This window comes from Pseudodonghicola xiamenensis DSM 18339, assembly GCF_000429365.1.
Lineage (GTDB): Bacteria > Pseudomonadota > Alphaproteobacteria > Rhodobacterales > Rhodobacteraceae > Pseudodonghicola > Pseudodonghicola xiamenensis.
On sequence record NZ_AUBS01000029.1, the window covers coordinates 40,226 to 52,869 of the forward strand.

Here is a 12,644-nt window from a genome sequence, read left to right on the forward strand (position 1 = left end):
CCCTCCGCCGCCACGGGTCGCGACCTGCGGTTGCATCCGCGCGCGCCCGGGCTAATGTCGGCGTCACAGGCAAGCGGGGGCAAGGCACCATGACACCTACCAAGATCGGCATTATCGGCGGATCCGGCATCTATGAGATCGACGGGCTGGAAGACGCCAAATGGATCGAGGTCAATAGCCCCTGGGGCAAACCCTCGGACGCGCTGCTGGCCGGCCGACTGAATGGGATCGAGATCGTCTTCCTGCCGCGGCACGGGCGTGGCCATTACCTCAGCCCCACCGACGTGCCCTATCGCGCCAATATCGACGCGCTCAAGCGGATCGGCGTCACCGATGTGATCAGCATCAGCGCCTGCGGATCGTTCCGCGAGGAACTGGCGCCGGGCGATTTCGTCATCGTCGATCAGTTCATCGACCGCACCTTCGCCCGCGACAAGAGCTTTTTCGGCACCGGCTGCGTGGCGCATGTCAGCATGGCGCATCCGACCTGCGACCGGCTGAGCGCGGTCTGCGAGGTCGCCGCGCGCGACGCCGGGATCACCGTGCACCGCGGCGGCACCTATCTGGCGATGGAGGGGCCGCAATTCTCGTCCCTGGCCGAATCCCGGATGTATCGCGAACACTGGGGCTCCGATGTGATCGGCATGACCAACATGCCCGAGGCCAAGCTCGCCCGCGAGGCGGAGCTTTGCTATGCCTCGGTCGCGATGATCACCGATTACGATAGCTGGCACCCGGAGCATGGCGCGGTCGATGTGACCCAGATCATCGCCACACTGACCGGCAATGCCGACAAGGGCCGCGACAAGGTCCGCCGCCTGCCGGCCCTGCTGGGGGCGGAGCGCGATCTTTGCCCCTGCGGCTGCGACCGGGCGCTGGAATTCGCCATCATGACCGCGCCGGAAAAACGCGATCCCGCGCTGGTGGCAAAGCTGGATGCGGTCGCCGGGCGGGTGCTGAACCGGGGCTGATCCCCCGGCTCACCGGCCCCGCTGCGCGCGCCACGAGGCGGTCTCAGCCCTCGCTCCAGCCGGCGGCCACCAGCAGGCGGACCAGATCGGCGGCGCTCGTGGCGCCCATCTTCTCCATCGCGTTATGGCGGTGGTTCTCAACCGTCTTCTGGCTGATCCCCAGTTCATGCGCGATCTGCTTGTTCATCAGCCCCCGCAACACGGCACGGGCGACTTCGGCCTCGCGGGTGGTAAGACTGTCGATCCTGCGGATCAGCCGGACCTTTTCGCGTTCGGTCCCAGCCCGGGCCCTGCTCTGGTCCAGCGCCTCCTTGATACGGTCAACCAGGGTCATGCCGTTCACCGGCTTTTCAAAGAAATCGACCGCCCCGGCCCGCATCGCCCTGACCGCCATCGGCACATCGCCATGGCCTGTGATCATGATCACAGGCAGCAGGCAGCCGCGGCGGCCCAATTCGTCCAGCAGCTCCAGCCCGCTCATCCCCGGCATCCGCACATCGGCCAGGATGCAGCCCTCGGCCTGATCGTCAATCGCCTCCAGCAGCTCTGCCGCACTGGCATAGGCCCGGGTCTTGAGCCCCAACGAGGACAGCAAGAAGCCCAGCCCCTCGCGCGCAGCGCGGTCGTCGTCGACAATATGGATCACCGCCTGATCGGTCATGCGTTCGGCTCCTCCGGCAGCCAGATCGAGATGTTCAGGCCGGGCCCGTCTCCCGGCGCCTCCGCCTTCATCCAGCCGCCATGCGCCTCGACGATCGAGCGCGACAGCGCCAACCCCAGCCCGATGCCCTCGGGCTTGGTGGTATAGAAGGCCTCGGCGAAATGATCCATGGCAGCAGCATCCATGCCATGGCCTTGATCACGCACCGACAGGCAGACGCCAGCGCCATGATCCGGATCGCCGCGCCGTTCGGCGCGGATAGTGATACGCCGCGCCTCGGCCGGGGTGCCGGCCATCGCATCAACGGCATTCTGCACCAGGTTCAGCATCACCTGCTGGAGCTGAATGCGGTCGCCCAGAACCTTCGGCAGCCCGTCTTCGCAGATCACCTTGTCCTCGACCCCGGCGCGATGGATCGACGCCGCATAGAGCGTGGCGCATTCCTCGAGGAAATCGCAGATATCGACCGGCCCCATCTGGCTTTCGCGCTTGCGCACGAAGGCGCGGATACGGCGGATCACGGTGGCAGCGCGGGCCGCCTGATCCGAGATTTCGCCGGCGGCGCGCCGCATCTCCTCGGGCTCTGCCCGGCCTGCGGTCAGCCGCAAAAGCATGCCCTGCGCATAGGTCGAGATCGCTGAAAGCGGCTGGTTCAGTTCATGCGCGACGCTCGAGGCCATCTCTCCCAGGATCGACAACCGCGCCACATGCTCCAGCTCGCGGCGGTTCTGCCGCTCGGCCTCCTCGGCGCGGCGGCGTTCGGACATCTCGCGCACAAGCTGGGCATTGCTATCGTTCAAGGCCCTTGTACGGCGACGAACAAGAGTTTCGATCCTCACCGAATAGATCGCCCAGAACACCAAGGCGACGACCAGCGCGATCAGCCAGTCACGATAATCGGCAATGAATTCGCGCACCGAAACCGGCCCCTTGCGCACATAGGGACCGATCTGCAGCTTGCGCATCAGTTCATGCACCGGCTGATAGTCCAGCGGCACCGTCCACAGGGTGCCCCCCTGCATGCTGAGAAGCGCCACTGCCACCTTCTTGGCCAGATCGGGCCGCGTGGTCCGCGTCTTGGCAAAGGGCCAGCCGGGGAACACCGGGCTGGAGAGCGCACAATCGGTGCCCTGCCCCGGCTTCAGCGCGAAGGCATGAAGCGGTGCATAGCGCTGAGGGTCAGCCGCCTTCAGCTCCTCCAGCATGCAGGCGCGCAGAACTGCGGCATCGGCTCGCCTCTCCAGCACCGCCTGAGCCGCCAGTTGCATCGGATAACCGGTCATGACCAATTCCACCCGCCCGGGCAGGCCACTATCGGCATCGGCCATTTCCGACCAGATCAGCTGGAATCCCCCAAAGGCCTCGGGCGAGACGATGGCGAGCCTGCGACCGGCCAGATCGGAGAGCTTTTCCAGATCACCCGCCGTTACTAGTGTCGAGGCCACCGGCTGATCGCCCTCGGCAGTGGCGATCCGGCTGATGTGATAGAGATATTCCAGTTCGGCATAATTGCCGGGGTTGGTGATGACGAAATCCAGCCGGTCGGCCTCCAGCGCGGCGGCCAACTGGCGAATGTCCAGCGGCTCGAACTGGAAATCATAATCCGGCAGAGCCGCGTTCAACGCCGCCTCAGTCACCGCCCAATGGCTGAGCGAATGCTCAGACCCGAGATAATCGAGCACGCCGATCCGAAGCACCTCCGCCGCCCGTGCCGCGGGGGCGAGCAGCAGCGCCAACATCACCAGCGCGGCACGGCAAAGCAATGGGAATGCGGCGGAGAAACGCTCTGTCACTTTCAAGGTCCGGGCTGAAGATCTGTGCAGCCCCGGCGGGGCCGCACCATGGCAGATGACCAGATACCAGGGCCAAGGTCAAACGCCGAGCCTTCCCAAGAAATTGCCGAAAATCCCGACAATTCCCTCCTGTGACATCCGGTTTCGTCGCTGTACTATACCGCCGTTTCACCCCAGACTGATGCGAAGACGCCCCGCAAGGAAACCGCCATGAAACGCCGCCCCGCCCTGCCCCGGCTGACCACCCTCGCCTGCTGCCTGCTAGCCTCTCCCGCGCTGGCGACGCTGTCCCCCTTTTACGACAGCGCCGAGCAGATCGACACAATTCTGGGCGACCGCCGCATCGCCGAAGCGGCGCATCAGACCCCGATCGGGGCGATATCCAACACCGGCACCCGCGCCGATGGCGCCATCGAATGGACCATCCGGCTGCAATCCTGCGATCTGAAGGCCTATCTGCTGCCGGTCCCGCCCGAAGGTCTGGGCAAGACCACCTACAAGGTCGATGCGGTCACCTCCTGCGACTAGGATCAGGCGGGGCAGGCATTCGAACAGCGGCCTTGCAACTGGGGTCCAAGCTTTCGCCCCTGCAGGCCGAGCGGCGCTGCGTCAGGGCCAACCGCTCTGTTGCTGGAGTGAAATTCCCTCTCCAGCGGCACATTCGAAGGCTTCCAAACAGCTTCAAATCGGGCGGAAAACGGCGCTGCCGGATCACCCCTCGACAGGCCGCGACCGCAAGTTGCCATGCGCATTCGGAATGAATGTAGCTTCAACCGTCATTGTGCCCCGGACAGCACCCCGGTTAGGATCGCCACCAAATTGCCCGATCAATCGAGACTGCCAAACATGACCAGCCCCCAGCTTTCCCCGAACGATATCCGTACCCTTTTCTCCCGTGCAATGTCGGAGATGTACCGCGATGAGGTGCCTGCCTATGGCACGCTGCTCGATCTGGTGGCCGAGCTGAACGGCAAGACGCTCGCCGGCCACCCCGAGGAAAAGGCACGGCTTGCCTCGCTGGGAGAGCTTGAGCGCCTTTCCGAGGAGCGCCATGGGGCGATCCGTCTGGGCACCGCCGCCGAACTGGCCACCATGCGGCAGCTGTTCGCGGTGATGGGCATGTATCCGGTGGGCTATTACGATCTGTCTGTCGCCGGTGTCCCGGTGCATTCCACCGCTTTCCGGCCGCTGGAGGATGCGGCGCTGCGGGCCAATCCCTTCCGCGTCTTCACCTCGTTGCTGCGGCTCGATCTGATCGCGGACGAGACCCTGCGCGCCGATGCCGAGGCGGTGCTGGCACAGCGTCAGATCTTCACCCCCGGCTGCCTGCGGCTGATCGAGAAGGCCGAGACCGAGGGCGGGTTGTCCGCGGAAGACGCCCGGAGCTTCGTCGCCGAGGCGCTGGAAACCTTCCGCTGGCACACCCGGGCCAATGTCGACCATCGCATGTACCGCCGATTGCACGATGCGCATCGGCTGATCGCCGATGTGGTCGCCTTCAAGGGACCCCATATCAACCATCTGACCCCGCGCACGCTCGATATCGACGCGGTGCAGCGGATGATGCCGGAAAAGGGCGTCGCCCCCAAGGCGGTGATCGAAGGCCCGCCGGCCCGCAGGGTGCCGATCCTGCTGCGCCAGACCTCGTTCAAGGCGCTGGAGGAGCCGGTGGATTTCATCACCGACGGCACCAATGAACCGGGCAGCCATACCGCCCGCTTCGGCGAGATCGAACAGCGCGGCATGGCGCTGACACCGAAAGGCCAGGCTCTGTACGACCGGCTGCTGGGCGAGACCCGCGCCGCGATCACCCCCGCGCCCGACGGCTCGAATGCCGCCGCCTATATGGCGAAGCTGCAAGAGATCTTCGCCGCCTTCCCGGACGACCCCGAGCAATTGCGCAAGGACGGGCTGGGGTATTTCCGCTACAGCGTCACCGGCAAGCCGGCCTCGGCCGCCGATGTCACCCGCGACGCGGACGCCCTGATCGCTGCCGGCCTGCTGCGCGCCGATCCCATCGTCTATGAGGATTTCCTGCCGGTCAGCGCCGCCGGGATCTTTCAGTCGAACCTCGGCGACGATGCCGCGCAGACCTTTGGCGCCACCCCCAACCGCGACATGTTCGAAACCGCCCTTGGGGCCCGGGTCATCGACCTGCACCATTGCTATGCCGAGATCGAGGCAGCCTCGCTCGCCCGGGCGCGATCGGAGCTTGGCCGCAGCGCGGCGGCCTGATCCCGCCAGACGGCCGCCTTCCCACAGCTTTGCGCGCGGCGCCGCCGCGCGCGCCCCGTCAGAAGAAAAGGACACGACACGATGCAAAGCAAATCCCTTGCGGCGATCACCGCCGAGACAATGGCCGCCTGCGGCGTCAGCGCCGCGCTGGATGTCAGCGGCGGCATGGCCGTCGTTTCGCCGGTGACCGGAGAGGCAGTTGCCACTCTTGCGGAGCATTCGGTGGCTGATGCCGAAGCGGCTGTCGCGCTGGCAAACGAGGCATTCCGGAGCTGGCGGATGATCCCGGCCCCGCGCCGGGGCGAACTGGTCCGTCTGTTCGCCGAAGAACTGCGCAAATCGAAGGAAGACCTGGGCCGCATGGTGTCGATCGAGGCCGGCAAATCGCCCTCGGAAGGTCAGGGCGAAGTGCAGGAGATGATCGACATCTGCGATTTCGCCGTCGGCCTGTCGCGCCAGCTCTATGGTCTGACCATCGCCACCGAACGCCCCGGCCACCGGATGATGGAAACCTGGCATCCGCTCGGCGTCGTCGGCATCATCACCGCCTTCAACTTCCCCTGTGCGCCGTGGTGCTGGAACTCGGCGCTGGCGCTGGTCTGCGGCGATCCGGTGATCTGGAAGCCGTCGGAAAAGACCCCGCTGACCGCGCTGGCGGTGCAGGCGGTCTTCGAACGTGCGCTCGCCCGGTTCGGGGGGGATGCGCCTGAAGGTCTGAGCCAGGTTCTGATCGGTGGCCCGGCAGTGGGCGAAACGCTGGTGGAAAGCGAAAAGGTTGCGCTGATCTCGGCCACCGGCTCGACCCGCATGGGCCGGATCGTCGGACCGAAGGTCGCCGCGCGCTTTGGCCGCTGCATTCTGGAACTTGGCGGCAATAACGCCGGCATCGTCTGCCCCTCGGCCGATCTGGACATGACCCTGCGCGCGGTGGCCTTCGGCGCCATGGGCACGGCCGGCCAGCGCTGCACCACGATGCGCCGGCTGTTCGTGCATGCAAGCGTCTATGACCAGATCGTGCCGGCCCTGAAGAAAGCCTACGCCTCGGTCACCGTCGGCAACCCGCTGGAAACCCCGGCTCTGGTCGGTCCGCTGATCGACAAGCACGCCTATGACGCGATGGTCGCGGCTCTGGAAGAGGTCAAGGAGCTGGGCGGCGTGATCCATGGCGGCGAGCGTCAGGATGTCGGCCCCGATACTGCCTATTATGTCAAGCCGGCGATCGTGGAGATGCCCGAGCAGACTGGCCCGGTCTTCCGCGAGACCTTCGCGCCGATCCTCTACGTCATGAAGTACACCGACTTCGACGATGTGCTCGAACAGCACAACAACGTCGGCGGTGGCCTGTCGTCGTCGATCTTCACCACCGACCTGCGCGAGATGGAGACCTTCCTGTCGGCGCGCGGTTCCGATTGCGGTATCGCCAACGTCAACATCGGCACCTCCGGCGCCGAGATCGGCGGCGCCTTCGGTGGCGAGAAAGAGACTGGCGGCGGCCGTGAATCCGGCTCCGACGCCTGGCGCGCCTATATGCGCCGCGCCACCAACACCATCAACTATTCAAAAGACCTGCCCCTGGCCCAGGGCGTCGTCTTCGACATCAACTGACACCGCCTGTTTCCTGGGCAATCAATGACTGCCCCGGCCCGCCATGCGCATCCCCTTGCGCGGCGGGCCGGGTGCCCCACAGATCGGCGCCCGCCACGCGCATCGCCGCTCTGGCTCAGGCCCTTCGCTTCAGAACCGCGCGCATGATCCGCTTGAAGCGGGGACAATCCAGATGGTTGGAGGCAGAGCATTGGGCGATATGGCGTATCCCGTCGCGAAGCGCAGTCAGTTCGCCGATCTTCCGGTCGATCTTGTCCGCCTGTCGTTCCAATGCCGCCCGGTCCAGTTCCGGCCGCCCCTCCGCCCCGATCAGGGCGCGTATCTCGTCCAGGGAAAAACCCGCCGTCTGTCCCAGCGAGATCAGCGCCAGACGGGTGGTGACCTCTTCTTCGAACAGTCTCTTGAGCCCTTTTCGGCCAGATGAGCGGATCAATCCAATCTCTTCGTAATACCGCAGTTTCGACGCGGGACACCCGCTGAGCCGGGAAAGTTCGGTGATGTCGAGCATATGAGTTGACCTCAAGTTGGCTTGAATTCCTATCTGACCTCGGCGACGCGATTTTCAACCGTGCAGGAGGTTCACAGGCCACCGGACCGCTGCCCACACTCGGCACAAGCCCCTCTCGGATCGGCGAAACATCCCGGTCGGGCGCGCCCATGGCTTTCCTCACCGCCGCCGGTGCTCTAGGTTGCCGATATGACCGCGACCAAGCTTCCTTTTGCTGCATCTTCAGATGTCGGTGATCTCATCGCCTGCCCGACCTGCGACGCGCTGTTGCACGAACGGCCGGTCGCGGTTGGAGAGACCGCCCGCTGCCCAAGGTGCCACACGGTGATCGAGGCCCCCCGTGCGCTGGCGATGACCCGGATCATCATGCTCGCGCTGTCGGCACTGATACTGATGGTCGCGGCGATCTTCTTCCCGTTTCTCGAACTCGAGGCCGCCGGCATGATCCGCCGGTCCTCACTGCTCGATACGGTGATGGCCTATTCCGGCGGGTTGACCGAACCGCTGACCATTGTCATGGCGGCGCTGATCGTGGTGCTGCCCACGACCCGGTTCCTGGGGCTGCTTTACGTGCTGGCCCCGATGGCCTTCGGCTGGCATCCCGCCCGACATGCGGCACCGGTGTTCCGCTTTGTCGAACTGCTGCGCCCCTGGGCGATGGCCGAGGTCTTTGTCGTTGGCGTCGCGGTGGCACTGGTCAAGGTTGGAGGACTGGCGCATATTTCCCTTGGCCCGGCCTTTTGGGCTTTTGTCGCCCTCGTCATCGTGACAGTCCTGAAAGACAATTTCATGAGCAGAGTGACGGTTTGGAAAACACTGGACGCCCGCCGCAGATCCTGACCGCCCATCGGGCAGGGCTGATCGGCTGCACCCAATGCGGCAAGGTCCATCACCCGGGCACGGCGCGATGCGGCCGGTGCGGTGCGGCGCTGGCCCGTTTCAACACCGCCAGCCTGCAACGGGTCTGGGCCTGGCTGATCGCCGGGCTTGTCGTCTATGTGCCGGCCAATCTCTATCCGATGCTGCGCACCACCCAGCTCGGACGGGAGTATGACAACACGATCCTCGGCGGCGTGCTTGAGCTGATGCATCATGGCGACATCGGCGTGGCGCTGATCGTCTTCCTGGCCTCGATCGTCATCCCGGTGTCGAAATTCGTCGCCATTTCCTATCTCGCGCTCAGTATCCCGCATCGGGTGCGGCTGCCGTCGCACCGGCGCCACCTGCTTTACGAGGTGGTGGAATTCATCGGGCGCTGGTCGATGATCGACGTCTTCGTCGTGGCGATCCTGTCCTCTCTCGTACAGCTCGATTTCGCGGCGACGATCCGGCCCGGCATCGCAGCGGCGAGTTTCGCCCTCTCCGTCGCCTTCACCATGCTGGCGGCGCTGAGTTTTGATCCCCGTTTGATCTGGGATGAAGCCGACTGACATGGCAGAAGAGACCAACGATACAGACCGCCGCGCGATGGAGAGCCGCAAGATGGACGAGCCCACCCCTTCAGCCCCGATCGTCGAAGGCCCCAAGCCCTCGTTCTGGCGCAACCTGTCGGTTGTCTGGCTGGTGCCCCTGGCGGCGCTGGCGGTCACCCTGTTCATCGCCTGGCAAAGCTGGGCGGAACGCGGCACGCTGATCGAAATCCATTTCGAGAACGCCGCCGGCGTCACCGCCAGCGAAACGCTTATTCGCTATCGCGACGTGAATATCGGCGTGGTCGAGAAAGTCACCTTCTCGGACGATCTGACAGCGGTCATTATCAATGCCCGGATCGACCGGGCGGTGGCGGCCAAGCTGCCACATGACGCCAAATTCTGGGTGGTCCGCCCCGAGGTCTCGGCCAGAGGGATTTCCGGCCTCTCCACCGTGCTGTCCGGCGTCTACATTCAGGCCGCTTTCGAACCCACAGACGATGGCAGCGACCCGATCTTTACCGGTCTGGAGCAACCGCCGCTGATCCAGCCGGGCATGAAGGGCACGCGGGTGACGCTGAGCGCGCGGGACGGCGGCCAGTTGACCGCCGGCGCACCGATTTATTTCCGCGGCATCGAGGTCGGCAATATCGAGGCGCCCCGGCTGCTGGCAAACGGCAACGGGGTTGAGGTGAACGCCTTCATCTCCGCCCCGCATGACAAGCTTTTGACCTCGGCCACTCGTTTCTGGCTGACCTCTGGCTTTTCCGTCAACTTCGGACCGCAGGGGATCAACCTTTCGGTCGGCTCGGTCGCGGGCATCCTGCGTGGCGGGCTGACGTTCGACACGGTCTATTCGGGCGGGAAGCCGATCGAGCCCGGCCATGTATTCGACCTTTATGCCAGCGAGGATGTCGCACGATCCTCTGCCTTCACCAAACCGCTTGAAAACCCGGTGGATCTGACCGTGGAATTCGACCAGTCCGTCGCCGGGCTCGCGGTCGAGTCCGAGGTGATCTACAAGGGGCTGGTGATCGGCAAGGTCTCGGCGCTCGGCGCCTTTGTCGAAGAGCGCAATGGCGAAAAGGACGTGATCCTGCGCGCCACCCTCTCGATCGACCCGGGGCGGCTCGGTCTCGATCCCGACACCTCGAAGGATGATATCATCGCCTTCTTCGCGCAGGAGGTCGACAGCGGGCTGCGCGCGCGGCTAATGTCGAAAAGCATCTTCTCGCGTTCGCTCTCGGTCGAGCTGGTCGAATTGCCCGATGCGGCGCCGGCGCATCTCGATACCTCCTCGGCGGTGCCTCGCATCCCCTCGGTCGCCTCCGACATTCCGGATGCGGCGGCCACCGTCCAGGGCGTGATGAACCGGGTCGGCGCCCTGCCGATCGAAGAGCTGATGCAACAGGCCATCGCGACGCTCTCCTCGATCGAAAGCTTGGCCGGCGACGAAAAGCTGCGCGCCGCCCCCGATGCCTTCGTCAAGCTGATAGACGATGCGCGCGGCCTGGTGGGCAGCCCGGATGCCCAGGCCCTGCCCGGCGAATTGCGCAGCGCCATCGAAGAACTGCGCGGCGTCGCCGAAAACCTGCGCACCGCCGAGGCGGTGGGCAAGCTGGTCACTGCGCTGGATTCGGCCACCGAGGCCGCCAATACAGTCACCGATGTCGCCAATTACTTCGACCAGAAGATTGCCGGCGTGCCGGGGCTGGTCGATGGGCTCAACCAGTTGACCGCCAAGGCCAACTCGCTTGATGTCGAGGAGTTCGTGACCGCCGCCACCGCTTTCCTCGACAGCACCCGCGCGCTGATCGACCAGGACAGCACCCGCGCCCTGCCCGCAAGCCTGTCGAGCGCGCTGGACCAGGCCCAGGCGGCCCTGGCCGAGTTGCGCGCTGGCGGAGCGATCGAAAACGTCAATGACACACTTTCCTCGGCCCGCGATGCAACCGCAGCGGTGCAAGAGGCGGTCGCCGGCCTGCCCGATCTTGCCCAGCGGATCGACCGTTTGGTAAGCCAGGCCCAGGATGTGCTGGCCGGCTACGGCCAGAATTCGCGCTTCAACCGCGAAACGCTCGATGCGCTACGCGAACTTCGGACGACGGCGCAGGCCCTGACCAACCTTGCCCGCACGATTGAGCGGTCTCCCAATTCCCTTCTGTTCGGACGGTAACCCATGACACGCATTGCCCCTCTGCTCCTGCTTGCTCTGGCCGCTTGCGGCGACACCACGCCGCGTTACCTGATCCCGACGGCAACCGAAGCCCCCACCTCGCGGATGGCGCTGCGGGTTGCCTCGCTCGAGATGCGGCAGGTCTCGCTTCCCGCCTATGCAGGGGAGGATCAGATCCTGAGGGAAGAAGCCAGTGGCGCACTGAAACCCGTCAAAAGCGCACTCTGGGCCGACACACCCAGCCGCGCCATTACCCAGCAACTGGCCGACGGTCTCGCCGCAAGCAGCACCGCGCAGGTCGCCGCCGAGCCCTGGCCGCTGTCCACCCCCGCCCAGGCCCAGGTCGCGGTGCGGGTGTCAGAGCTTGCTGCGCGTCTGGACGGGCAATTGCACCTGAGCGGGCAATTCGCCATCTCCTCCTACGACAGGATCATCCGCGAACGCATCGTTCCCTTCAGCATCGCCGTCCCGCTGGCAGGCGATTCGCCGGCACAGATCGCCCAGGCGACCGGAATCGCCATCGACCGGCTGGGGACAGAGATCGCGACCAATCTGCGCCGCTGATCCTGGCGCACAGACAAACATTTCGGAAAATCCCCCTGCGACCAGCGCAGCGGGGCGCTCTTGCTCTGCTACCCAAACCAGCCGCAGACTTTCGCCCCATGGCCCTAGCCCTCGCATCCTATCGGGCAGAAAAGCAGCTTCTGCCCAAGGCACGGCACAAGGCAACCATAGGGTATTGCAATATATTCCGGGTATTATGAAGGAGAATGGTGCGGTCGAGAAGACTCGAACTTCCACGGGAGTTACCCCACAGCGACCTCAACGCTAACGTGCTTCGCACTATCAAGCCCTCAAAATTAAAGAATTTTTCCGGCTAGGCTGCGTCTACCATGATCCAATTGCATCCAGCGCACTGATAGCACCTTGGGGCCGAATCCTGCAAGATGTGTGCCAATGTGTGCCAAAATGTGTGCCAATCCAAACCGCCCGAGTAGCCTAGCTTGCCCACTCCCATAGGATGTGTGATGGTCAATCCAAAGTGGGGTGAGCCAATGTCAGAGTGTATTAGCTGCGGTGGGAATTTGTCATTCTGGCAAGGGGATCAGCATAGGCGTTGCAAGGATTGCATATCTGCCGATAAGTGGCCTGAAGGTCATCCACATTACTCCATCGAGAGCCAACGTGAACAACAAGCTTCTCGGGAGCGAGAAGAAAGTATAACCAAAATTCTCCTAACCACAGAGACAGCACCTGACCTGCCCATCACCGAGCGTATAGAGATC

The 12,644-nt window shown here is 64.5% G+C and carries 11 protein-coding genes; 8 read left to right on the forward strand and 3 right to left on the reverse strand.

All coding sequences use genetic code 11. The features are described from left to right. The first annotated feature begins 89 nt into the window (after nt 1-89). Nucleotides 90-971: an S-methyl-5'-thioadenosine phosphorylase gene (locus G455_RS0117490; RefSeq protein ID WP_028094883.1), complete on the forward strand. Its 882-nt coding sequence runs from the start codon at nt 90-92 to the stop codon at nt 969-971. Between the two features lie 43 nt (nt 972-1,014). Here G455_RS0117490 and G455_RS0117495 read toward each other — a convergent pair whose 3' ends face one another. Beyond that, entirely contained in the window at nt 1,015-1,632 is a 618-nt protein-coding gene (locus tag G455_RS0117495) for a response regulator transcription factor (RefSeq protein WP_028094884.1), read from the reverse strand. Then, nucleotides 1,629-3,425: a sensor histidine kinase gene (locus G455_RS0117500; RefSeq protein ID WP_154664418.1), complete on the reverse strand. Its 1,797-nt coding sequence runs from the start codon at nt 3,423-3,425 to the stop codon at nt 1,629-1,631. The genes G455_RS0117495 and G455_RS0117500 overlap by 4 nt, the downstream gene beginning before the upstream one ends. A gap of 210 nt (nt 3,426-3,635) precedes the next feature. On the opposite strand from G455_RS0117500, the gene G455_RS0117505 reads away from it, so the two are divergent. From G455_RS0117505 to amaB, 3 genes are all read left to right on the forward strand, one after another. Continuing rightward, nucleotides 3,636-3,953, forward strand: coding sequence for a hypothetical protein (locus G455_RS0117505; protein ID WP_028094886.1), 318 nt, complete (start codon nt 3,636-3,638; stop codon nt 3,951-3,953). Between the two features lie 318 nt (nt 3,954-4,271). Then, a complete protein-coding gene (gene hglS, locus G455_RS24510) occupies nt 4,272-5,660 on the forward strand; it encodes a 2-oxoadipate dioxygenase/decarboxylase HglS (RefSeq protein WP_035366961.1) in 1,389 nt (462 codons plus the stop codon). Nucleotides 5,661-5,741: 81 nt separating this feature from the next. Next, nucleotides 5,742-7,265, forward strand: coding sequence for an L-piperidine-6-carboxylate dehydrogenase (amaB, locus tag G455_RS0117515; RefSeq protein WP_051312599.1), 1,524 nt, complete (start codon nt 5,742-5,744; stop codon nt 7,263-7,265). Nucleotides 7,266-7,380: 115 nt separating this feature from the next. On the opposite strand, the gene G455_RS0117520 is transcribed toward amaB, so the two are convergent. Beyond that, nucleotides 7,381-7,773: a helix-turn-helix domain-containing protein gene (locus tag G455_RS0117520; RefSeq protein ID WP_028094888.1), complete on the reverse strand. Its 393-nt coding sequence runs from the start codon at nt 7,771-7,773 to the stop codon at nt 7,381-7,383. Between the two features lie 189 nt (nt 7,774-7,962). Here G455_RS0117520 and G455_RS0117525 point away from each other — a divergent pair, with 189 nt between their 5' ends. From G455_RS0117525 to G455_RS0117540, 4 genes are read left to right on the forward strand one after another with little or no spacing between them, the layout of a single operon-like run. Beyond that, the gene (locus tag G455_RS0117525; protein WP_028094889.1) at nt 7,963-8,613 is read left to right on the forward strand and encodes a paraquat-inducible protein A; all 651 of its coding nucleotides are present in this window, start codon (nt 7,963-7,965) and stop codon (nt 8,611-8,613) included. Beyond that, the gene (locus tag G455_RS0117530) at nt 8,580-9,203 is read left to right on the forward strand and encodes a paraquat-inducible protein A (protein WP_028094890.1); all 624 of its coding nucleotides are present in this window, start codon (nt 8,580-8,582) and stop codon (nt 9,201-9,203) included. The genes G455_RS0117525 and G455_RS0117530 overlap by 34 nt, the downstream gene beginning before the upstream one ends. A gap of 1 nt (nt 9,204) precedes the next feature. Continuing rightward, a complete protein-coding gene (locus tag G455_RS0117535) occupies nt 9,205-11,358 on the forward strand; it encodes a PqiB family protein (RefSeq protein ID WP_229861827.1) in 2,154 nt (717 codons plus the stop codon). Nucleotides 11,359-11,361: 3 nt separating this feature from the next. Then, nucleotides 11,362-11,922 carry a PqiC family protein gene (locus G455_RS0117540; RefSeq protein ID WP_028094892.1) on the forward strand — a complete coding sequence of 187 codons (561 nt, stop codon included), beginning with the start codon at nt 11,362-11,364 and terminating at the stop codon, nt 11,920-11,922. Nucleotides 11,923-12,644 lie beyond the last annotated feature (722 nt).